The sequence below is a fragment of the Pedobacter sp. KBW06 genome, from assembly GCF_003852525.1.
Classification (GTDB): domain Bacteria; phylum Bacteroidota; class Bacteroidia; order Sphingobacteriales; family Sphingobacteriaceae; genus Pedobacter.
Genome location: NZ_QAJL01000009.1, coordinates 96,183 through 118,369 on the forward strand (window position 1 = coordinate 96,183; position 22,187 = coordinate 118,369).

At 42.0% G+C, this 22,187-nt stretch carries 19 protein-coding genes; 10 read left to right on the top strand and 9 right to left on the bottom strand.

The window, feature by feature from the left end; all coding sequences use genetic code 11:
- Positions 1 to 10 precede the first annotated feature (10 nt).
- From DBR43_RS32435 to surE, 5 genes are all read right to left on the bottom strand, one after another.
- A complete protein-coding gene (locus tag DBR43_RS32435; protein WP_124587513.1) occupies positions 11 to 1,546 on the bottom strand; it encodes a RagB/SusD family nutrient uptake outer membrane protein in 1,536 nt (511 codons plus the stop codon).
- A 32-nt stretch (positions 1,547 to 1,578) separates the two neighbouring features.
- Positions 1,579 to 4,773 carry a SusC/RagA family TonB-linked outer membrane protein gene (locus tag DBR43_RS32440; RefSeq protein ID WP_124587514.1) on the bottom strand — a complete coding sequence of 1,065 codons (3,195 nt, stop codon included), beginning with the start codon at positions 4,771 to 4,773 and terminating at the stop codon, positions 1,579 to 1,581.
- Between the two features lie 554 nt (positions 4,774 to 5,327).
- Positions 5,328 to 6,434, bottom strand: coding sequence for a lipid-A-disaccharide synthase (gene lpxB, locus DBR43_RS32445; protein ID WP_124587515.1), 1,107 nt, complete (start codon positions 6,432 to 6,434; stop codon positions 5,328 to 5,330).
- A gap of 3 nt (positions 6,435 to 6,437) precedes the next feature.
- Positions 6,438 to 6,704 (bottom strand): stationary phase survival protein SurE, encoded by a 267-nt coding sequence (locus DBR43_RS32450; RefSeq protein WP_124587516.1) that lies wholly within the window; start codon positions 6,702 to 6,704, stop codon positions 6,438 to 6,440.
- Positions 6,688 to 7,476: a 5'/3'-nucleotidase SurE gene (gene surE / locus DBR43_RS32455; RefSeq protein ID WP_124587517.1), complete on the bottom strand. Its 789-nt coding sequence runs from the start codon at positions 7,474 to 7,476 to the stop codon at positions 6,688 to 6,690. Before surE ends, DBR43_RS32450 begins: the two co-directional genes overlap by 17 nt.
- An 82-nt stretch (positions 7,477 to 7,558) precedes the next feature.
- Here surE and DBR43_RS32460 point away from each other — a divergent pair, with 82 nt between their 5' ends.
- Positions 7,559 to 10,492, top strand: a complete 2,934-nt coding sequence (locus DBR43_RS32460) for a M16 family metallopeptidase (protein ID WP_124587518.1) — start codon at positions 7,559 to 7,561, stop codon at positions 10,490 to 10,492.
- Positions 10,493 to 10,590: 98 nt separating this feature from the next.
- Here the strand turns inward: DBR43_RS32460 and DBR43_RS32465 are convergent, their stop codons facing one another.
- Positions 10,591 to 10,776 carry a CsbD family protein gene (locus tag DBR43_RS32465; RefSeq protein WP_073229720.1) on the bottom strand — a complete coding sequence of 62 codons (186 nt, stop codon included), beginning with the start codon at positions 10,774 to 10,776 and terminating at the stop codon, positions 10,591 to 10,593.
- Positions 10,777 to 10,929: 153 nt separating this feature from the next.
- Here DBR43_RS32465 and DBR43_RS32470 point away from each other — a divergent pair, with 153 nt between their 5' ends.
- The gene (locus DBR43_RS32470; protein WP_124587519.1) at positions 10,930 to 11,619 is read left to right on the top strand and encodes a TlpA family protein disulfide reductase; all 690 of its coding nucleotides are present in this window, start codon (positions 10,930 to 10,932) and stop codon (positions 11,617 to 11,619) included.
- Between the two features lie 184 nt (positions 11,620 to 11,803).
- Here the strand turns inward: DBR43_RS32470 and acs are convergent, their stop codons facing one another.
- The gene (acs, locus tag DBR43_RS32475; protein WP_124587520.1) at positions 11,804 to 13,696 is read right to left on the bottom strand and encodes an acetate--CoA ligase; all 1,893 of its coding nucleotides are present in this window, start codon (positions 13,694 to 13,696) and stop codon (positions 11,804 to 11,806) included.
- A gap of 151 nt (positions 13,697 to 13,847) precedes the next feature.
- Here acs and DBR43_RS32480 point away from each other — a divergent pair, with 151 nt between their 5' ends.
- From DBR43_RS32480 to DBR43_RS32515, 8 genes are all read left to right on the top strand, one after another.
- Positions 13,848 to 14,285 carry a hypothetical protein gene (locus DBR43_RS32480; protein WP_124587521.1) on the top strand — a complete coding sequence of 146 codons (438 nt, stop codon included), beginning with the start codon at positions 13,848 to 13,850 and terminating at the stop codon, positions 14,283 to 14,285.
- Between the two features lie 187 nt (positions 14,286 to 14,472).
- Complete coding sequence (rpmB, locus tag DBR43_RS32485) at positions 14,473 to 14,706, top strand: 50S ribosomal protein L28 (RefSeq protein WP_039866682.1); 234 nt, start codon at positions 14,473 to 14,475, stop codon at positions 14,704 to 14,706.
- A gap of 40 nt (positions 14,707 to 14,746) precedes the next feature.
- Complete coding sequence (gene rpmG / locus DBR43_RS32490) at positions 14,747 to 14,929, top strand: 50S ribosomal protein L33 (RefSeq protein WP_008242799.1); 183 nt, start codon at positions 14,747 to 14,749, stop codon at positions 14,927 to 14,929.
- A 38-nt stretch (positions 14,930 to 14,967) separates the two neighbouring features.
- Complete coding sequence (locus DBR43_RS32495) at positions 14,968 to 15,126, top strand: DUF4295 domain-containing protein (RefSeq protein WP_073229713.1); 159 nt, start codon at positions 14,968 to 14,970, stop codon at positions 15,124 to 15,126.
- Positions 15,127 to 15,198: 72 nt separating this feature from the next.
- Positions 15,199 to 16,161 (top strand): signal recognition particle-docking protein FtsY, encoded by a 963-nt coding sequence (ftsY, locus tag DBR43_RS32500; RefSeq protein ID WP_124587522.1) that lies wholly within the window; start codon positions 15,199 to 15,201, stop codon positions 16,159 to 16,161.
- 38 nt (positions 16,162 to 16,199) lie between these two features.
- A complete protein-coding gene (gene rimO, locus DBR43_RS32505) occupies positions 16,200 to 17,534 on the top strand; it encodes a 30S ribosomal protein S12 methylthiotransferase RimO (RefSeq protein ID WP_124587523.1) in 1,335 nt (444 codons plus the stop codon).
- A gap of 46 nt (positions 17,535 to 17,580) precedes the next feature.
- Positions 17,581 to 19,173, top strand: a complete 1,593-nt coding sequence (gene bshC / locus DBR43_RS32510) for a bacillithiol biosynthesis cysteine-adding enzyme BshC (protein ID WP_124587524.1) — start codon at positions 17,581 to 17,583, stop codon at positions 19,171 to 19,173.
- Complete coding sequence (locus tag DBR43_RS32515; RefSeq protein ID WP_124587525.1) at positions 19,173 to 20,255, top strand: Ldh family oxidoreductase; 1,083 nt, start codon at positions 19,173 to 19,175, stop codon at positions 20,253 to 20,255. The genes bshC and DBR43_RS32515 overlap by 1 nt, the downstream gene beginning before the upstream one ends.
- A gap of 3 nt (positions 20,256 to 20,258) precedes the next feature.
- On the opposite strand, the gene DBR43_RS32520 is transcribed toward DBR43_RS32515, so the two are convergent.
- Positions 20,259 to 21,572, bottom strand: a complete 1,314-nt coding sequence (locus tag DBR43_RS32520; RefSeq protein ID WP_124587526.1) for a cytochrome c — start codon at positions 21,570 to 21,572, stop codon at positions 20,259 to 20,261.
- 20 nt (positions 21,573 to 21,592) lie between these two features.
- Positions 21,593 to 22,177: a redoxin domain-containing protein gene (locus tag DBR43_RS32525; RefSeq protein WP_124587527.1), complete on the bottom strand. Its 585-nt coding sequence runs from the start codon at positions 22,175 to 22,177 to the stop codon at positions 21,593 to 21,595.
- Positions 22,178 to 22,187 lie beyond the last annotated feature (10 nt).

Here is a 22,187-nt window from a genome sequence, read left to right on the forward strand (position 1 = left end):
GTATCTTCGCTTAATACCCAGGATTTTGAGGTCTAAGGTTTGGATTGTTTTTAATCTCTACACTTGGCAGTGGGAAAAGTAAGTGTTTTTCTGCCAGTACCGTTGAAGGACTTTCAGCAAATGCATGTCCGACAAAATTATCGAAGCCGTTAGTGGTTTCATTGTACACTTTTCTTAAGCGTACCATATCAAACCAGGTGATGCCTTCGTAACATAACTCATGCCAGCGCTCACGCCATACAGCTTCCTCAAAAGCGGTCTGAGACAGACCTGAAAGCTCCGGGATCAATGCACGTCTTCTGATCTTATTCAGCGCCTCATAGGCAGCGGTATTTGGTGCCCCATCTGCACGGTTTTGTGCCTCGGCATAAGTCAGCAATACTTCCGCGAAGCGGATCTGTGGCCAGTTCAAATCACTTTGTGTGGTTCCTGCAGTCCCCAGTGTTCCGTTGGCAACCACGTCAAAATGTTTAAAGATATAAGGAGCATTCAAGGCTTTCAGTTCCCCGTTACCTCCTGTATAATAGGAAGTATAAAAGAATCCTTCCCTGTCTTTGGTCCTTAAATCTCCCGCCTCAAAAGACTGATAAAATTTGGTGGTTGGAACCGTACTTCCAATTTCATCGCTATAGGCAGAAACGTTCTTAAAATTGGGCAATAGCAATTGCTGCATTGGGTTTCCCGTAACCGTAGCCAGGTACTGGATCTGAAAAACATGTTCTCCTTTGTTTTCCTGGCTCAGGCTATGAAGGTCTGCATAAGAAGGGAAAAGGCCATAACCGCTGCTGGTAATTACTTCCAGAGATTTATCTGCCGCAAGCTTATAATAAGCAGCACCTTTATTTAAAGGTTGTCCGGCCATCGTAAGGTAAACTTTAGACAACAATGATTTTACCGCTCCTTTACTCACCTTTCCACTGGCATCCTGCCATGGAAGCCCTGCTTCTTCTGCAGCGGTCAGGTCATCTGTAATTTGCTTATAAACCAATTCCGTTCCGGTTCTTGTCGGATAAAAATCCGGAGATGCAGCAGTCTGAGGAGTGGTAATCAATGGCACATCTCCATATAATCTCACCAGGTAGAAATAAGCCCAGGCACGAAGGAACTTTGCTTCACCCAGGATCTGGGCTTTTCTTACCGCATCCATCGGAGTGATGGCAGGCACCTTTTCAATCACCAGATTGGTTTGTGCAATCACATTGTACAAACCCGCCCACCAGTTTCTAACCAATAAATTTTCTCCGTTAAAAGATAAACCAAGCAGGTTGTTCAAATCGGAATTCTGCCCGGTTTCTGTTCTTGCAGTACCGGTAACCATTTCCAGCATTGAAAAATTTGCGACAAAAATGCCGGCACCGTTTCCGATAAAGCGTGTTTGCGCATAAGCTGCAGCTACAGCAGCCTCTGCATGCTCAGGAATGGTATAATAGGTTTCCGGAGTTAAATTTGAAGGATCTTTTTCTTCGAGGAATTTTTTACATCCTGTTCCAAGTACGACTAAGGCAACAAGAAGGATTTTACCTGTATATTTTATATTTAATTTCATGATATATTTAATTAAAGTAGAAGCGATCAAAACTATAAACCAACATTTAAGCCGACCATATATGTTGTTGGCTTAGGGTAATCAAAGAAGGTTTGTCCTTGTGCAAATGCATTGGAATAAGTTGTTACCTCAGGATCATTTCCGGAGAATTTAGTCGCCAGGAAGAAGTTCTGCACACTGGTATAAATTCTCAGGCGGTTTAATTTCAACTTTTTGGTAATCTCTGCCGGGAAATTATAACCCAGCAAAAGGTTTCTTCCACGAATGAATGAACCATCTTCTACCCAACGGGTATCCACATTCGTTACATATCCGGCCCTGGTATCGCGAATTGCTGCGATCGGGGTATTTTGATTCTGAGGGGTCCAGGCATTGAGTACGGAACTGTAACTGTTGGCCAGTCCGACGCGGTCTTCTGCAGAGTGTTTCGTCATGTTGAGGACATCATTTCCTGCAGAGTACTGAAGCTCAACAGTCAGATCGACATTTTTATATTTGAAGGTATTTGAAAATGAACCCCATGCTTTCGGGCTTCCGTTACCGATGATCATACGATCTGCATCGTTAATCTGGTAGTCGCCGTTTACATCCAGGTACTTGATATCACCCGGTAATATTGTTTTTCCCCTGTAGTTGTATTTTGCAGCTTCTGCGCGTTCACTTTCGCTCCAGGTTCCCAGACGGGTAAGGCCCCAAAATGAACCTACTGCTTCACCTACACGAATGATTCCGGTTTCATTGGTAAAACCAGGATTTCCAACGCCAAAAATGTCGGCCGGAGTAGCAAGGGAAAGTACCTTATTTCTATTCATGGAAATGTTAAATGCAGTATTCCAGGTAAAATTCTCTGTACTGATATTGACCGTATTGATGGCAAACTCTAAACCTTTGTTTTCCATACTACCAACGTTTCTTGTGATAAAGCTATATCCACTCGTTAGCGGTACCGGCGCGTCCAGTAGCATATCGGTCGTTTTACGGTAGTATACATCGGCTTCAATGCTGATCCTGTTGTTAAACAAGCCCAGCTCTACACCAAAATCAGACTGGCCTGTTTTCTCCCATTTCAGGTTTGGATTGGCAAGACGGTTCGTTCCCACACCACCAAACCGGGTATTGTTAAAAATTGCCGCATATCCTGTTCCCAGCACACCTAATGAAGAAAAACTCGGGATCTCAGAGTTTCCGGTCAAGCCATAACTTGCACGCAGTTTCAGGTTAGAGATCACCGGACTTCCTTTGATAAAATCTTCTTCAGAAACTTTCCATGCTACTGCTCCTGAAGGGAAGAAAGCATATTTATTGTTCGATCCGAATTTAGAGGAACCGTCCATACGTCCGGTTGCAGTAAACAGATACTTGTCTTTAAAGCTATAATTGAGACGTCCAAAATAAGAGTTAAAGGCAAAACGGTCCGCTCTTGAACTTCCCGGAATTGGTTTACTTGCGCCATTGAGGTTATTGTACTCTAAATAATCTGTTGAAAAGTTCTCTCCTCCTACCGCAAAGCCGAAGATGTTTGTTTTTTGCCATGATAAACCCAGTAAGCCCGTGATCGCGTGATCTTTGGCAAAACGTTTATTATAGGTCAGGTAATTTTCAAAAGACCAATACGTTTCCCTGTTGTTGTCTAAAGTAGCAGATCCTTTCTGATCGAAAGAGATGCCATATAAACTGCGTCCGTTGTATTCAGAGCGTCCGCGGGTGACAATATTTGCACCGATCACACTTCTGAATTCCAGGCCTTCGGCAAGGTTAATATTGGCATAAGCGTTTCCAAGTGTATTTTGTGTTTGTAAAATGTATTTACGGTCTGTCAGGATATGTACCGGATTAGATCCTCCTTCAGCACCCGGGTAATTCTGGTTATCTGCCCAGGTTCCATCAGGATATTTAACCGGTAAAAAAGGGAAACTTTCGGTGATCATCCTAACCGAATTCAATCCTCCTGTACCTATATCTACCAGGTTTTCCGTTTGATTGGTATAGTTTAAACTTCCCCCTACTTTCATCCATTTCTTGATCTGAGTATCCATTGTAAACCTTCCGGAATAGCGTTTCAGGTAAGAATTTTTTAACAAGCCGTTATCATCACGGTAGTTTAAGAATAAGCCATAGGTACTTTCTGCGTTACCACCTGTAAAGCCAAGCTGATGGTTTTGAGAAAGTTTATTTTGCGTGGCTTCTTTAAACCAATCGGTATCGTATAAAGGATTTCCATTGGAATCGAAAAGCAAAGGCAGGTTTTTTCTTTTAATTCGGGGATCTACATAAGTTCCTTTTGCAAAACCTTCAGGATCGTAGATTTTGGCATTTTCGAAAGCCAGGTTTTCGACCTCAATAAATTCTTTGGCATTGAGCATTTCCACTCTTTTCGGACCTATTGTAGGCACACTAAAATCAGCATCATAACTGATTTTACCGCCGGTAGCAGAACCTTTCTTGGTGGTCACTAAAATTACCCCGTTTGCACCCCTTGCACCATAAATGGCAACTGAGGAAGCATCTTTAAGCACTTCCACAGAGGCGATGTCTCCAGGGTTTAAGAAATCGATGGCATTGCTGTTCTGCGTTTGTGAACCTACAGGAAGAATCACCCCATCAATAACGTACAAAGGGTTATTGGTTGTTTTGATGGAACTGAAACCACGGATTCTGATATTGGTCTGACCGCCGGGGCGACCAGAATTTGAATTCACCTGTACCCCTGAAATACGTCCGGACAAGGCTTGGTTTAAAGAAGCGGCAGGGCGTTCCTTCAGTTGCTCTTCTTTTACAGATCCCACCGCACCGGTTACATCAGATTTCTTTCTGGTTCCGTAACCAACCACCACCACATCATCCAGGTTTACTCCTTCTGCAGGAACCAGTTTAATGCTCAGCGGGCTGGCACCAGATCCTGCTGCACGTGTTTGTGTGGCATAGCCGATATAGCTGAAGGACAGTTGCTCTGCGGCGCTTTCTACTTCAATGCTGAAACGGCCCGAAGCATCTGTCACGGTTGATTTATTTGATTTTAAAGCTTTAACACCCACACCCGGTACAGGCTGTGAGTTTTCATCCAGCACTGTTCCGCTGATGGTTATTTTTTGTGATACCCCCTGAAAGAAAAAAGAAGCATGAGAATTGGCACCGGAGCGGCTTACCGCTGATGTCCCGGCAAAGGCCTCGATTCCCGTTAGGCAGAGGATAGGGAGCCCTGCCAGAACTAAGTGTTTGATTTTCATTTTTGTTGTTTTTAGGTTAGTAAATTTTGGGTTGGGCATTTGGGAATGCCCGCTGCTTCAACATCAATGGTTCTTGATGGCGGATGTCAAAGCAGGGATTGGCACTGAGTGATACTAAACCGTTTTAATAATTTAGTATCAATGTTGAGTTGGCTTATTTATTCATGGGCTTTGCGTTAGGGGTGAATACTCGGGTTGATTATCTGATGCTAGTAATACGTTTTATCAATTCCACAAAAAAAAGGGTGCAGGGTTGGATATGCCATTAATTTCAGAAATGCCGGTGAGATTGGATTGCCCATATCCCGGCCCTCCTTTGAAGGCCAAAGGCTGTAAATCATTGAAAATTAAAAGCTAATACGTTTTATAGTTCCGCTAACGGTATTCTATTAGAAATAGTAAAGACATTCATATTTGGTTATATTTAGGTTAGTTAATGATTCCGGTAAAGTATCAGGCTCGAACTAATACGTTTTACTAAATCAATATTAAAGAATAAATCCTAAATTTCAAACAATATCTGAAACTAAATGTAATTCAGGGTTTTGGAGGATTTAAAGCCCTTTAAGGAAGCGCATGATCAGCTTCGCGGTTCTTTCTGATGCTCCTGCTGTTCCCATTTTTCCAGACAATTCGGCATAATCCTTCAGCATTTGCTCCCGCTCAGCGCCTTCCAGCAGGTTTTTCAGGTTCGAACTGATCTGTAAAGTATTGCAATCTTCCTGAATAAGTTCTGTAACGACTTTTCGGTCCATGATCAGGTTGACCAGGGAAATGAAACGAATCTTGACCAGCATTCTGGCAATGGCGACAGAGATTGCGCCTCCTCTATAAACCACAACCTGCGGCACATGAAACAGCGCGGTTTCCAGGGTAGCCGTACCAGAGGCCACCACAGCGGCTTTTGCCACGTGGAGCAGCTGGTAAGTTTGTCCGAAAACAAGGGTCACGTTTGCCGAGTTGATAAACTGCCGGTAATAGGCCTCTTCAAAGCTTGGCGCTGCTGCCACCACAAATTGCTGTTCCGGGAAATCCGCAGTAACGCTTAACATATCCGGCAACAGGCGTTCGATCTCCTGTTTCCTGCTTCCCGGCAGGAGTGCGATGATGTCTTTATCAAGCTGATATTTACTGCGAAAACCGGCATCAGGGATAAATTGTGCGATCTCATCCAGCAATGGATTTCCTACATAATCGACTTCCATTCCCCAGGTCTTGTAAAAGTCTACTTCAAAAGGCAGAATGCAAAAGAGCTTATCCACAATCCGCTTTATTTTAAGCACCCTTTTCTGATTCCAGGCCCATACCTTGGGAGAAATATAATAACATACCCTGAGACCGTTTGCCTTTGCAAATTCAGCGATTTTTAAGTTAAAACCAGGAAAATCGATCAGGATCAATACATCAGGATGGTAAGCAAGCACATCTTCTTTACAGGCTTTCATGTTTTTGAAGATCGTACGAAGGTTGAGCAGGACTTCAGTAAAGCCCATAAAGGCCATTTCTGAGTAATGCTTTTTCAATTTCCCGCCTTCTGCCTGCATCTTATCCCCACCATAGTAACGAAAATCAGCAGACTCGTCTTCCGCTTTGATGGCCTTCATTAAATTAGCGCCGTGCAGATCTCCGGAAGCCTCTCCCGCTACTAGATAGTATTTCATAGTTTATTGATTAATTTTATAGAAAAAGAAGACGAAAGCCCACATGAACGTGGCACTGATAATGCCTCTTCCAAGGTTTTCCTTATTCAATTTAAAGAAATAATGGAGCAATCCGGCATTTACCGCAATACAGGCAATCAGCAGCAGGTCTGCTTTCGCAAGAAAAGCGTAACGGTGCATGAGGAACCAAACGATGCTGCCCAGGATTCCGGGAACCAGAATTCCGATTCCCAGACCTATAAATACCGAATCTTTAATCTTTTTTAACATCAAATGTCCAGGAGTTTAAAATAGGGATGGCATGGTGTGCGGTCAGGTCAAACTGCACCGGAACCACAGATACAAAGCCATTTTCCAAAGCCCAGACATCCGTATCCTCCCCTTTATCATTGTTCTGGAATACACCTGTTAACCAGTAATAAGGGCGTTGATAGGGATCTTTACGCTCATCAAACTCTTCTGCCCATTTTGCATTTGCCTGTCTGCATATTTTGATGCCTTTCAGCTCTGCTCCTCTTGGGAAATTGACGTTCAGAAGTGTCGCCTGTGGCAAACCATGTTTCAATACCTCTTCGGAAATGGATTTAATGAATTTTTTGCAGTGACTGAAGTCTGCGCCTTCAGAAAAATCGTCCAGGGAGAAACCGATAGAAGGAATTCCTTCAATCGCCCCTTCTACCGCAGCAGACATCGTTCCTGAATAAATCACATTGATTGAATTGTTCAGGCCATGGTTGATACCGGAGACACATAAATCAGGTTTTTTGCCTTTAAAAATTTTGTTGACCGCCAGCTTTACACAATCCACAGGAGTGCCTGAGCATTTGTACATTTCTACGCCTTCGTAAAGATCAACACGATCAAAACGCAATGGTTTTCCGATGGTAATGGCATGCCCCATTCCGGATTGCGGACCATCAGGTGCAACGACAACTACATTGCCCAGCTCCTTCATCACATCAATCAGGTTCTTTATACCTGGCGCAGTGATTCCATCATCATTTACCACTAAAATATTAGGTTTAGATTTTTGCTTCATCATGTCTGTAAAAATACAAGATTTCGAGAGAATGTTCAGGAATAATGCACATTCCCGAGTATATTTGAATTATAACTTATTAAACATGAAGAAGAAATTATTACTGCTCGCCTGTTTTCTGATTGCAGGAACGAGTATGATGGCCCAATCCGGTTTTCAATGGAAAACGGCCAGTTCGGGTGGGTACACGTATAAATACGTGACCAATGACCCTACTCAATCCCGGTTTTACACTTTAAAAAACGGATTGACGGTTATTTTATCCGCTAATACAAAAGAACCTAAGATTGAATACCGCATGAGTGTCAGAGCGGGTAGTAATACAGATCCCCGTACTGCAACAGGACTGGCCCATTACCTGGAACACCTTCTTTTTAAAGGAACCGATAAATTCGGAACATTGGATTTTGCAAAGGAAAAACCTTTGCTGGATAAAATTGACGGTCTTTATGAACAGTATAACAAAACGACTGATCCTGCCAAACGTAAAGCAATCTATGCGCAGATTGACAAAACTTCCGGTGAAGCTTCCAATTATTCTATCGCCAATGAGTACGATAAAATGATGAAAGCGATTGGTGGTCAATCGACCAATGCCCATACCTGGTATGAAGAAACCGTTTACAATGAAGATTTTCCTTCCAATGCAACTGATAAGTTTCTGGCTTTGCAGGCAGAACGTTTCCGCAACCCGATTTTCCGTATTTTTCATACAGAGTTAGAGGCTGTTTATGAAGAAAAGAACCGCGGACTGGATGAAGATGCCTGGAAAGTAGAAGAGAAAACAGCAGAATTGCTTTTCCCTACTCATAATTATGGTCAGCAGACTACGATCGGAACCGTAGAACACCTCAAAAACCCTTCACTGGTAGAAATCAGAAAATATTACAATAAATACTATGTTCCGAACAATATGGCATTGGCCATGGCGGGGGATTTTAATCCGGATGAAATGATTAAGAAAGTAGACCAGTCTTTCTCTTTCATGCAGAACAAGCCGGTAGTACTTTATAATCCTGCTCCGGAAAAACCTTTGACAAAAATTCAGAAACTGGACATTTATGGTCCAAGTGCGGAAAGTGTCAGGTTATCTTACAGGGGATATGCAGAGAACAGCAGCCAAAGTTTATTATTGGATCTGATCTCCAGTATCCTTGCCAATGGTAAAGCGGGTTTAATCGACATCAACCTGAACAAACAGCAAAAAGTACTTCGCGCAGGTGCAGGTTATCAGCAAATGAAAGACTATGGTGTCTTTACTTTAAATGCCCAGCCTAAACAGGGACAGACCCTGGAACAGGCAAAACAATTGCTGTTAGACCAGATCAATATCCTTAAAAAAGGAGAATTTGATGAAAGTCTGATTAAAGCTACTGTAGCAAATCAAAAGTTAAGCTTATTGCAGTCTTTTGATAACAATGGTTTTCGTGTAGAGGCAGTAACGAATGAATTTATCCTGAACCGTGCCAATAAATGGGACAAGTCTCTAAGCGGACAGGACGCCATGGCAAAGCTGACGAAGAAACAGGTAACAGACTTCGCCAATCAGTTCTTCAAAGACAATTATGTGGTGACCTACAAACATAAAGGAGAAGACAAGAGCATTGCGAAAGTGGAGAAACCGACCATCACGCCGGTAAAGACAAATGCGACAGAAACCTCCCCTTTTGCAAAAAAACTATTGGCGATGCCTTCCGCAGAGATTGTACCTAAATTCCTGGATTACCAGAAAGACCTTTCTTTCGGTAAAGCGGGGATCGCAGACGTGATTGAAGTGCAAAATAAAGAAAACCCTATTTTCCGTTTGTCTTACCGCTTTGAAATGGGCGCATGGAACAACAAACTGATGCCTTATGCAGCACAATACCTTGCATTTCTGGCTACAGATAAATATACCGCAGAAGAGATCAGCAAGGAGTTTTATAACATTGCCTGTAACTATACCTTCACGGTAAGCAACGAGGTGGCGACCATCAATATCAGCGGACTACAGGAAAACTTCGATAAGGCGGTGACTTTAGTAGAGCATATCTTAGCGCACTGTAAGCCTAATGAAACAGCTTTGGCAGGACTGAAAAGCAGAATCCTGAAGTCGAGAGAAAACAATAAGTTAAATAAAGCGATGATTCTGAATGGACTAATGAGCTATGCACAGTATGGCGCAAGTAATCCTTCGAACTATATCCTGACCAATAATGAGGTGAACAACATCACTTCGGCAGACCTGCTGGCCATTCTTCACAATGTGAATAACTATGAGCATACGATTACGTATTATGGTCCGCAAAGCTTACCTGAATTTACAGCAAACATCAGCAAGCTGCACAAACTTCCGGCGACCTTTACACCTGAGCCTCCGGTAAAAAAATTCGTTTACACTAATAATGCAACCAATCAGGTTTATTTTGCCGATTACGACATGGTGCAGTCGGAAATCAGATGGGTAAGAAATGCGGGTAAATACGAAGCAGACCTTGCAGGTAAAGTAAACCTTTTCAACAGTTATTTTGGTGGTGGAATGGGCTCTATCGTTTTCCAGACCATCAGGGAATCTAAAGCATTGGCCTATTCTACTTTTGCCGTTTATTCTGCACCAGACAGAGCTGACAAGCAATACGCGATGGTGGCTTATGTGGGTAGTCAGGCGGATAAAATGAACGATGCCGTAAAAGGGATGAATGAATTGTTAAACGATCTTCCTGAATCTGCAAAATCATTTGAAGCCTCCAAGTACAATGCGATGAATGCAATTGAAACCGATAGAATTACCAAAGATGACATCATTGCCAGCTACTTTGCGAATAAAAAACTGGGATTGGATCATGATTCAAGAATCGATGAATACAATGAACTGAAACCTCTAACCTTTACAGATATCAAAGCTTTCCATACCAATAATGTGGCCAATAAGCCTTACAATTATTGTATTGTTGCCTCTGAGAAAAATGTAAAATTAGACGACATGCAGAAATTTGGAACGGTGAACAAACTGACCTTAGAACAGATATTTGGTTACTAAGCACTGCTGCAGGGTCTGAGAATGACCTTTTAAATAAAAAAGCCCTTCCTGCAGGAAGGGCTTTTTTATGATCATAATTATAGTCTTATGATCAATTATTACAACGATTTGATCCAGGTAACCAGCTCATCACGGGTTTTGCCTGTTTTCTGTTGTAATTTTCCATACAACTCATCATCTTTCCCCTCTTCATATTTCAAATCATCATCGGTGAGATCCGCATAAGCTTGTTTTACTTTACCCTTGATCTCATTCCATTTTCCTTTTAATTCTAACTTATCCATGATCCGTTTTTTTAATGTTTAACAATAAATAGATACCATAATAACAGGTTTTTAAAATATTTGTTTGGTTCCATGTAACCTTTGGCCTGTTTTGTTCATCTGGTATATAGGAGAGATTCTTGATTTTCAACCTATAAAACCAACAGAACCGATATGAAAAAACTATTTTACGCCTCCCTTATTTTGCTTTCGCTGTCCCAAAGTTCCTGTACCATGATGGTCAAGGGCCTGGTCAAAGCAGTCGTGAAAGGATACAATGACCATACCGACATGAATGTCTCTTCGTTTCAGCTGATAGATCAGCAAGGGAAGAAACAGACTTTTGCCAGTTTATATGAAGGTAAAACTGTCTATTTCTATGTATGGACCAGCCCTTCAAGCCGTCCGCCGGGAGAAAAAGACAAGGATTACACCGCCTTAAAGAAACGTTTTGAAAAGTATCCGGATGTGGTATTTGCCGATTTGTTTATTGGTACAGATCAGGCAGCCTGGACTGCTGATGAGCAAAAGAACACTGGTCAGGGCAATTATTTTCTCGTTCATGACGAGGCCTCCAAAAAGTTTCTTTCCGCATTAAAAGAATCCACGAAGGTTCCATTTATTGTTGGAAAAGATGGAACGATGCTCGCTTTTAAGGGGCCAAAGCCTTATGACCATACCCTGGTTGATTATGTACTTTACGAAGCGAGAAATGGCATAGACGGTACTGCTTCTGCAAAAGCACTGGTCAGAGGGGTAAACAGCAATGAGAAGTTTAAGACACAATTGTTAAAGGATTGGTATCAGGGACATTTCAATAAAAGCCCTGACAAAGTCAATTTCAGTGTTTCTTCTACACAATAGTACTTCTTCTACCTAATAGTGCTTCTTCTATGTAATAAAAAAGCAGCGCATCCTGGTTTTCATAAGATGAACCAGTCATTAGTCAACTGTTTCCAGGATATGACCGCATATTAAAAATCCCCTGATAAGTCTGCTTATCAGGGGATTTTTAGCATTGAAGGCTTCTTTCTGAACTACAGGAAACCTATTTCTGAGATTTTTCGATGATCTCTTCTACTACCGCAGGATCTAACAAAGTGGTAATGTCGCCCAGGTTTGAGGTATCTCCCTCAGCAATTTTTCTTAAAATACGTCTCATAATTTTACCGGAACGTGTTTTAGGCAATCCTGTAACAAAAAGGATTTTATCCGGTTTGGCGATGGCACCAATCACACGGGTTACCGTTTGCAGGATATCCTTACGGGTAAGGTCTGCGTCTTCATGATGGTTCGGGAAGATGACAAAAGCATAGATTCCCTGGCCTTTTACTTCATGAGGGAAGCCGACTACAGCACTTTCCACTACTCCGGCATGCATGTTAATGGCATTTTCCACTTCTGCAGTACCGATGCGGTGTCCGGATACATTGATCACATCATCTACCCTTCCGGTGATTCTGTAGTAACCATCCTCATCTCTCAGACAGCCATCACCGGTAAAGTAAAGGTTCTCGTAAGTAGAGAAATAGGTCAGCTTGCAACGCTCATGATCTCCATAAGTGGTGCGGATCATTCCCGGCCATGGAAACTTAATACAAAGGTTTCCGTTTACGCCATTTCCTTCAATTTCATTACCGTTTTCATCAACCAGGATCGGTTGAATACCCGGTAAAGGTAAAGTTGCATAACTTGGCTTGGTAGGGGTTACAAATGCGATCGGGGAAATCATGATTCCACCGGTTTCCGTTTGCCACCAGGTATCCACAATCGGACATTTACTTTTTCCGATGTTTTCATCGAACCAATGCCATGCTTCTTCATTGATCGGTTCACCAACAGAGCCCAACACCCTAAGGGAGCTCATATCGATGCCATTTAAAGGCTCTTCTCCAAAGCTCATCAAAGAACGGATCGCTGTTGGTGCGGTATATAAGATGTTTACTTTATGTTTTTCTACCACCTGCCACATTCTGGAAGCATCCGGATAGGTTGGAATTCCTTCGAACATTAAGGTTGTTGCGCCCTGAGAAAGCGGACCGTATACGATATAAGAATGCCCTGTGATCCAGCCGATATCTGCGGTACAGAAAAACACTTCGTCTTTCTGGTAGTTAAATACGTTGGAGAAGGTATATCCGGCATAGACCATATATCCTCCTATGGTATGTACCACACCTTTAGGTTTACCGGTAGAACCGGAGGTATATAATATAAACAACAGGTCTTCGGCATCCATTTCTTCTGCCGGACAGTTGGTATCTACTAATTTTATTTCATCTTCCCACCAGATGTCACGGCCTTTGAGCATGGATACCGGGGTACGGGTATGGGTCAATACGATTACACGTTCCACTGTCGGGCAACCGATCAGGGCATCGTCAATCACTTCTTTCAGTTGAATCTGTTTGTTACCCCTAAAGGCACCATCGGCAGTGATGACTACCTTACATTCGGCATCATTAATCCTGTCGGCAATAGATTTGGCAGAAAATCCACCGAAAACTACGGAATGGACGGCACCAATTCTTGCACAAGCCAATACAGCTACGGCAAGTTCGGGAACCATAGGCATATATATACATACGCGATCTCCTTTTTTGACGCCGTTTTTCTTTAACACGTTGGCAAAGCGGCATACCTGCTCGTGTAAAATTTTATAACTTAAAGTGATGCTATCTTTCTGAGGGTCATTAGGCTCCCAGATAATGGCTGGTTTATCTCCATTTTCAGCAAGGTGACGATCAAGGCAGTTCTCAGTAATGTTTAACTTTGCCCCTTCAAACCATTTAATGTTTGGCTCGGAGAAATTCCAGGACAATACCTTGTCCCACTTTTTTCTCCACAAAAATTTGTCTGCTATACCAGCCCAGAACTGTTCGGGCTGCTCAACGCTCAGTTTATACGTTTCCTGATACTCTTCAAAAGAATTAATTTGCATGATTTGGTTTAGGTCAATAACTAAAACTCAAATATACCTTTATTAGAAAGCTAACAAAATTTTAATCACAGGTTTTAGGTCCTTTCCTGATTTTCTTTTTAAACCAAATGCCCGGTTGAACTGTCTATTGTTTTACCTGACATACCTATCTATGAATAAACAATTATTCGACCAGATTTCGGAAACCTTAAGACGGGCAGAACTGGCCAACCAGCATTACCGTACAGATTCCTTAAAGTGGAATCTTGATGCCCATAAGGCTCAGCATCAACACCTCCGCTCTTTACTCAAGGAAATTTATGAGGTGCTCCTTCCCATTACCATTGTTTCGATGATGAAGGCCATTTCCCTTCCGGGGATTCCCGAGCTGGGCCTCCATGAGGTTTTGCACCCTCAACTGAAGACACTGCAAAAGGCATACGGAGTAACCGCTACACTGTACCATTTACAAGCGCATAAACAGGTCTGGTTACAGCAACTGGGTAAGGAAGAAAGGCCGGAACTGGTGCATTATATTAACGAAGCGAGGCGTTATGTCCTTCAATTTGAGAATCTTTTAGGTGATTTGGAAGAGGCGGTGATCGTTTAATCCGTTTAAATGTTGTATATTGCGCCCCGGGAGCGTCCTCAACGGGAATCTAAGCTACAGTTCGCAACGTGCTGTAAATAAATTGAAAATATTTTAGATACCTACTTGATGATTACAAATATTTTATTGATATTTGCACACTCTTAAAAAATTAAGAAAGAACAATTAACACACTATATTTAAAGGCATGTCTAGAGTTTGTGATTTAACCGGAAAAATGGCAATGACAGGTTTTAATGTTTCTCACTCAAACGTTAAAACTAAGCGTAAGTTTTATCCCAACTTACAACTTCAGAAATTTTATATTCCTGATGAGGATCGTTGGATAACACTGAAAGTTTCTACTTCAGCTATCAAAACCATTAATAAAATTGGTATTACTGAGGCGATTAATCGCTTCATGAAAAAAGGATATTTGTAAATAACAATGGTTGATGTGAATCGACCTTAAGATTAATAAAATGGCAAAAAAAGGTAACAGAGTACAAGTTATTCTAGAGTGTACGGAGCATAAAACTAGTGGCATGCCTGGTATGTCTAGATATATCTCTACTAAAAACCGTAAAAACACTACTGAGAGATTAGAATTGAAAAAATTCAATCCAGTTTTGAAAAAGGTAACTGTACATAAAGAAATTAAGTAATACATTTAGTATTTAACTAAATACAATCTATTTAGATCATGGCAAAAAAGGTAGTTGCAACCCTTAAAACGGGAAAAGGAAAAGAATATTCAAAAGTTATTACAATGACTAAATCACCAAAAGGTGCTTATTCTTTCAAAGAAGTTATTGTTCACAACGATCACGTTCAAGATGCTATTTCTGCATCTAAAAAATAATTTTAATATTTAATTATATTAAAGCCGTCCCTTTTAAATGGGAGGGCTTTTTTTGTTTAGTTATACATTCGTATGGGTTTATTCGATTTTTTCAAGAAAAAGGAAACCGCTCCGGAAGCGCAGGAAGCTCTAGACAAGGGATTAGAGAAAACTAAAGAAGGCTTTCTGAGTAAGATCACCAAAGCAGTTGCAGGTAAGTCGACTGTGGATGATGATGTACTCGATAACCTGGAAGAAGTTTTGGTTACTTCCGATGTTGGAGTAAGTACTACCTTAAAAATTATCGACCGTATTCAGAGCCGTGTAGCTAAGGACAAGTATTTATCTACATCAGAATTGCATCGCCTGTTGCGTGATGAGATTCAATTGATGCTTTCCGAAAACAACAGCAATGACTTCCGTAAATTTGAATACGGCCAACATAAGCCCTATGTAATTATGGTGGTTGGCGTAAACGGAGTTGGTAAGACAACGACGATCGGAAAGCTGGCGCATAAGCTGAAGGCAGAAAACCTGAAGGTAGTTTTAGGTGCAGCAGATACTTTCAGAGCAGCCGCTGTAGAGCAGATTAAACTCTGGGGTGAGCGTGTTGGGGTCCGTGTAGTTGCACAGGCCATGGGTTCAGATCCAGCCTCTGTAGCCTTCGATACTTTACAATCTGCGGTAGCCAATGGCGAGGATGTTGTGATTATCGATACTGCCGGGCGTCTGCACAATAAGATCGGTCTGATGAACGAATTGGGCAAGATCAAAAATGTGATGGAAAAGGTAATCCCTAATGCACCACATGAAATACTATTGGTACTGGACGGTTCGACCGGGCAAAATGCCTTTGAACAATGCAAGCAATTTACAGAGGCGACCGATGTAAATGCTTTGGCCATTACCAAACTGGATGGCACTGCCAAGGGTGGTGTCGTGATCGGAATTTCTGATCAGTTTAAAATTCCGGTAAAATACATAGGCGTTGGCGAAAGCGTAAACGACCTGCAATTATTTGACAAAAAAGCTTTTGTGGACAGTTTATTTAATTAAACATTATTTAAAGATCCGCTGCAAGATAAAAAACACACATGAATACAAAAACCACATCTAAGATTATCCCTGTTAAAAAACCTAAAATCAATGTAATTACTTTGGGTTGTTCCAAAAACCTTTACGATTCAGAAGTTTTAATGGGGCAGCTTCGCGGCAACAGCATGGATGTGGTTCATGAATCCGATAAAATGGGTAAGGATGACATCGTAGTGATCAATACCTGCGGTTTTATCGACAATGCAAAACAGGAATCTATCGATACGATCCTGCAATACAGCGAACTTAAAGAGGCTGGAAAAATAGGAAAAGTAATCGTGACCGGTTGTTTGTCTGAAAGGTACAAACCAGAGCTGGAAGCAGAGATTACCAATGTAGATGCTTTCTTTGGTACCAATGATTTAAATAACATCTTACATTCCTTAGGTGCGAATTATAAACACGAACTGATCGGAGAAAGATTATTGACCACTCCTTCTCATTTCGCCTATTTCAAAATTGCGGAAGGCTGTAACCGCCCCTGCTCTTTCTGTGCCATTCCTTTAATGCGTGGAAAACACGTTTCCCGCGACATGCAGGAATTGGTAAATGAAGCAAAGATCCTGGCTGCCAATGGTACAAAGGAGCTGATCCTGATCGCTCAGGACCTGACCTATTACGGTCTGGATATCTATGGAAAACGTAACCTTGATGAATTGTTAAGACGTCTTTCTGATGTTCCTGGAATTGAATGGATCAGGTTACAATATGCTTACCCTTCCGGCTTCCCTATGGAAATCCTGGATGCGATGAACGAACGTGAAAACATCTGTAAATACCTGGACATGCCTTTACAGCACATCACAGACAACATGCTGAAGTCGATGCGTCGTGGAATCACGAAACAGAAAACAATAGACATTGTAAACCAGATCAGGGATAAAGTACCTAACATCGCCATGCGTACCACTTTAATCTGTGGATATCCTGGTGAAACAGAGCAGGATTTTGAAGAAATGCTGAGCTGGGTAGAAGAAACAAGATTCGACAGACTGGGATGTTTCACTTATTCTCATGAAGAAAAAACCCATGCGCATAACCTTGTAGATGATGTACCGGATGAAGTGAAACAGGAACGTGTGGATGCCATCATGGAATTACAACAAGGGATCTCATTTGATATCAATCAGGAAAAAGTAGGAAAAACCTATAAAGTTCTGGTCGACAGAAAAGAAGGTGATTTCTTTATAGGACGTACAGAATTTGACTCTCCGGAGGTTGATAATGAGGTTTTAATTGATGCTGCGACAGGTTATGCAGCCAATGGAAGCTTCGTTAATGTGAAGATTGACAGGGCCGAAGACTTCGATCTATATGGACAAATTGTAAAATAAAAGCGGGATGTAAGGAGTTCTGGTTTATTAACTTAAATTCGTGGCAATGCAGGCCAAATACATCTCTTACCAGGAAACAAATGCCTTCTCCTCCGCTGTACTGGATTACATCAGTGGGAAGGATCAGTTAAGTGCTTTTTATAAGTATATACCGGATTTTGAAGGCTTTGCAAAGGCCATCGCCAACCGCAACTTTAAAGGAAACAGGTCTACACTGACCCGGATCCTCAAAAAGCAATATTCGTCTATTGAACCATCGGCTTTAGTAGCACAAAACATTAACCTTCTGGCTGATGACCGGACTTTTACCATTACCACCGGTCATCAGCTCAATATATTTACCGGACCCCTTTATTTTATATATAAGATCGTTACTGCCATCAATCTTGCAAAAGAGCTGAAGGAGAAATTTCCGGATTATAATTTCGTGCCCGTTTACTGGATGGCGACCGAAGATCATGATTTTGAAGAAATCAATCATGTGAAGATCGAAGACAGAATGCTGACCTGGAACAAAAAGGCAGCAGGTGCGACCGGAAGATTGAGTACAAAAGATATCACAGAGGTTTTGATCGCCTATAAAGGTTATCTGGGCATTACTGAAAATGGCCTGCAATTATCTGAAATTGTAGATCATGCTTATTCCCATCATGAAAAACTTTCTGATGCAACACGTGAGCTGGTAGATGCTTTATTTGGAAAGTATGGATTGGTTTGCGTAGATGCAGATGAACATGAGCTTAAAAAGCAATTTGCGCCTGTTATTGAAGCAGATATTACCGGGCAACACAGCTTTAAACACATTTCTTCCAGCAATGCTTTACTGGAAGAAAAAGGATATAAAACACAGGTCAATCCGAGAGAAATCAATTTCTTCTATATGACCGATCAGCTTCGCGAAAGAATCATTGAAGAAGATCAGGTTTATAAGGTCATGAATACGGACATCCGTTTTACGGAAGCTGAGCTGCAACAGGAGATTCTTGATTTTCCGGAACGGTTTAGTCCGAATGTAGTGATGCGTCCGGTATATCAGGAAATCATCCTTCCTAACCTTGCGTACATTGGAGGTGGTGCCGAACTCACTTATTGGCTGCAATTGAAAGCTAATTTCGATTATTATCAAATAGATTTTCCGGTATTGCTGCTCCGTAATTCGGCCCTGGTGATTGATAAACGGAGTCAGACGAGGATGCAAATTCTGGGAATTAACCACACCAATCTATTTAAGGATCCGTTGACCTTAAAGAATGACTGGATTAAGGCACATGTGACCTTACAGTTGTCGCTGGACGACGAGCAGCGTGCCATCAGTGCTGTTTTTGATCAGATCAAGCTCAATGCCTACAAGATCGACAAGACCTTGTCTCAATCCGCCGATGCGGCTAAAACAAGAGCCTTAAAGCTCATCGCCAATCTGGAGAAAAAAATGCTGAGGGCAGAAAAGCGCAAGCACGATACCTCACTTACACAGATTGACAATTTAAAAGAAAAGTTATTCCCTACCGGAGTTCTACAGGAGCGTGTACTGAACATTGCCCCTATGTATGTACAGTATGGAGATGACTTTATCAATTCGCTGATCCTTAATTTCAAACCACTGGACCATCAGTTTACGGTTCTCTTTGCTTCATCATAATGATTTTTCACACTTTTACCGAACAAAAACTACGTCAGTTTACAGAAAACGTATTCCTTAAAATGGGATGCCCTGTTCCTGACGCACAACTGGCTGCAGATGTCTTGTTAAAATCTGACCTGAGGGGAATAGATTCCCATGGGGTAGCCCGTCTGAGCGGCTATGTGAGGTTATGGGAAAAAGAACGGATCAATGCGACACCAGAGGTCAGGATCGTCCATGAAACAGCTACTACTGCTACCGTAGACGGAGATGCAGGTCTGGGCTTAGTCGTTGCTCCCTTTGCGATGAAAGTGGCGATTGAAAAAGCTAAAATTTATGGAAGCGGATGGGTGGCCGTTAAAAATTCCAATCATTTCGGGATTGCCGGATACCATGCCCTAATGGCGGTAGAACAGGATATGATTGGGATCAGCATGACCAATGCAAGTCCGCTTGTAGCTCCTACTTATGCCAATGAAAGGTTATTGGGAACCAATCCGATGTGTTATGCTTTTCCTGCAGGAAAGTATCCTCCTTTAGTGGTGGATATGGCTACCGCAGCGGCTGCAAACGGGAAACTGGAAATCGCCCAAAGGGCAAACCAACCAATTCCTGAGGGTTGGGTGCAGGACAAAGATGGAAATCCTTCTACGAGCGCACATCAGCTAAAAGATGGGGGTTCCCTCCTGCCCTTAGGTAGTGATAAAGACCATGGAAGTCATAAGGGTTATGGCCTGAGTGCTACGGTGGATATTTTGTCTGCAGTGCTTTCCGGTGCCAATTATGGGCCCTGGGTACCGCCATTTGTTGCTTTTCTGGAACCTTCAGCAAATCCTGTTGGCGCAGGTATCGGCCATTTCTTTGGTGCCATGCGAATAGATGGTTTCCGTCCGGCTGATGATTTTAAACAACACCTGGACAACTGGATTGAACGGTTTAAATCTGCCGGGACGGTTGACCCGGATAAAAAGGTGATCATTCCCGGAGAGCCGGAATATGCGTTTGAGCAGGAACGGAAAATTCAGGGCATTCCTTTGATTGATGTCGTAGTGAATGACCTGAATGAACTCGCTGTAAAACTTGGGATCGAAGGACTTTAGTTCTTACTTGTCCAGTTCGAGATTTTCATCCCCTTCTTCATATTTAAGGAAGACCATGAGCATGGTCATCATCTCATCTGTTGTTTTCATATCGTTGGCAGAGAAGACCATTTTTGGAGGATGATTGGGATTGTTTGGATTCTCTTTGGTATTGTCGTAGAGTGCTTCGATCGTTAAAATTGATCCTTTTGGAACCTTAATCAGTTTTTTATACCTGTAAATTTCCTGCCATTTGAAATCCCATGAAGGAATAGAAACCAATTTAATGGTATCGCCCTGCGGAGTTACTGCATATGCTTTAAAAGTCTTACCCAGCAAATGCATGTGTGGCCATACATATAACAGGGATTGATCCTGAGGTGTTACAATTTTAAGGTTGAAGGCTTTGGTCGTGTCTGCAGGAATCATAAAATAAGGTTCAATGGAACTTTCTCCAACTCCTGCTGAGCCCAGGCTAATCACGTCTACTTTTCTTTTCACCGGAGATTTGGTGAAGAAAAAGTTGATTCCAGACATTTCTTCCTCATCTTTACCTGTAGGGGCATAGTGGATAGTGACTAAAATTACGCCACGTTTTGGCATTATCCAACCAAAATCCTTGGGATAGGATTCAAATGAGGTTCCTGGAATCCAGCCTCCATAATAGTCCATTTTCTTTTTGAAGGGCAGGTATTGATCATAGCTGCTCCGGTCTGAACCACTAAGGTCAACATAATCTGCTCCCTGAAGGATGTCCACATCGCTCTCCACCGGATGAACAGCAAAGTTTGCATGGTGAATCACCTTTTTATTACTGGAAACAAATTCTACGGCTTCTACATTTTGCGCTTTAGCCAGGTCAAAAGGAATTTTAAAGACCAGGAACCTTTCTTCATTATCGCCCTTAATAAAAAAGGGCTTAGTCACTTTCAGCACGGTATCCGGCTTTCTATGATATTGGGTCCCTTTGACAAATGCGGTTGAGCGCTCTGTCGTTGATTTCTTTGCTAAACCTTCAGGCATTTTACTGTCGACCCATTTCACAATGAGCTCTTTTTCGGCTTTACTCAGCGAGCGGTCATTATGAAATGTGCGGTAATTGTTGTCCGGTTTCCACGGTGGCATATAACCAGATTGTACGACATCCTTAATAAAGGTTCCTCTTTTAGCCACATCCTGATAGGTGAGCAGGGAGAAAGGCGCTGCTTCTCCAGGTCGGTGACAAGGCGCACATTTTTGTTGAATAATGGGCGCAATATGCGTCGAAAAGGTAACTTTTTGAGCGATGATTTGATTGCAAAAAAAGAAGGAAAGAAAAGTAAAAATCAGGATTCTCATAGCTATAAGAAATGTAGGAATTATATATCGTTTATCAAACAGCCTACAGGCTTGGTTTGTGAAGTGGCGGGTATTCTTTGATTTAAAACATCATCAATGGCATTTTCAAGAAACTTCTCAGTGGTTACCTTTCTTTTTTGTCCCAGGCCACTTGCCCAGTTGTCGATCAGCCCTCTATAGGGTATCGCACCCAGTTTAGATATTAAAATGCATTCCGGTGTTGTGGTGGCTTTCAAATGATGTGTAAGTTCTTTTTTGCGGTCGATCAGCATGTTAAAACTGACCTTATACTCGTTTTGGAAATCGCTAATCTGTTTTGCAGTATATGCAGCACCGGGAAATATTCCGAAGATCCGTACCTCTGTGTATTTTTTTTGAAGGGCATTGAGTACCGGAATATAGTTTCGGCAAAGGGGGCATTCAGGAGATAGAAATACGAGTACAGTTAGTCCTGTAGGAGCTATATTTTGATTTTTCCCATTCTTATTTTGCAAAGTGATGCCACTTATTTTTTTCCAGGAAACAGCTTTTAACTGTCCCTTTACGGAGCTGGTAAACAGCAGCAGGAGCATCAGGCTTAGTATTTTTAAATCAGATGATTTCATTTCCGTATCG

Coding starts and splice junctions, on each gene's coding strand:
- lpxB (WP_124587515.1), bottom strand. CDS start 6,434: ATGAAATACTATCTAGTAGCGGGAGAGGCTTCCGGAGATCTGCACGGC.
- DBR43_RS32515 (WP_124587525.1), top strand. CDS start 19,173: ATGATTTTTCACACTTTTACCGAACAAAAACTACGTCAGTTTACAGAA.
- rpmB (WP_039866682.1), top strand. CDS start 14,473: ATGTCTAGAGTTTGTGATTTAACCGGAAAAATGGCAATGACAGGTTTT.
- surE (WP_124587517.1), bottom strand. CDS start 7,476: ATGATGAAGCAAAAATCTAAACCTAATATTTTAGTGGTAAATGATGAT.
- DBR43_RS32480 (WP_124587521.1), top strand. CDS start 13,848: ATGAATAAACAATTATTCGACCAGATTTCGGAAACCTTAAGACGGGCA.
- DBR43_RS32520 (WP_124587526.1), bottom strand. CDS start 21,572: ATGAGAATCCTGATTTTTACTTTTCTTTCCTTCTTTTTTTGCAATCAA.
- DBR43_RS32470 (WP_124587519.1), top strand. CDS start 10,930: ATGAAAAAACTATTTTACGCCTCCCTTATTTTGCTTTCGCTGTCCCAA.
- ftsY (WP_124587522.1), top strand. CDS start 15,199: ATGGGTTTATTCGATTTTTTCAAGAAAAAGGAAACCGCTCCGGAAGCG.
- DBR43_RS32495 (WP_073229713.1), top strand. CDS start 14,968: ATGGCAAAAAAGGTAGTTGCAACCCTTAAAACGGGAAAAGGAAAAGAA.
- rimO (WP_124587523.1), top strand. CDS start 16,200: ATGAATACAAAAACCACATCTAAGATTATCCCTGTTAAAAAACCTAAA.
- DBR43_RS32450 (WP_124587516.1), bottom strand. CDS start 6,704: ATGTTAAAAAAGATTAAAGATTCGGTATTTATAGGTCTGGGAATCGGA.
- acs (WP_124587520.1), bottom strand. CDS start 13,696: ATGCAAATTAATTCTTTTGAAGAGTATCAGGAAACGTATAAACTGAGC.
- DBR43_RS32525 (WP_124587527.1), bottom strand. CDS start 22,177: ATGAAATCATCTGATTTAAAAATACTAAGCCTGATGCTCCTGCTGCTG.
- DBR43_RS32465 (WP_073229720.1), bottom strand. CDS start 10,776: ATGGATAAGTTAGAATTAAAAGGAAAATGGAATGAGATCAAGGGTAAA.
- DBR43_RS32440 (WP_124587514.1), bottom strand. CDS start 4,773: ATGAAAATCAAACACTTAGTTCTGGCAGGGCTCCCTATCCTCTGCCTA.
- DBR43_RS32460 (WP_124587518.1), top strand. CDS start 7,559: ATGAAGAAGAAATTATTACTGCTCGCCTGTTTTCTGATTGCAGGAACG.
- DBR43_RS32435 (WP_124587513.1), bottom strand. CDS start 1,546: ATGAAATTAAATATAAAATATACAGGTAAAATCCTTCTTGTTGCCTTA.
- bshC (WP_124587524.1), top strand. CDS start 17,581: ATGCAGGCCAAATACATCTCTTACCAGGAAACAAATGCCTTCTCCTCC.
- rpmG (WP_008242799.1), top strand. CDS start 14,747: ATGGCAAAAAAAGGTAACAGAGTACAAGTTATTCTAGAGTGTACGGAG.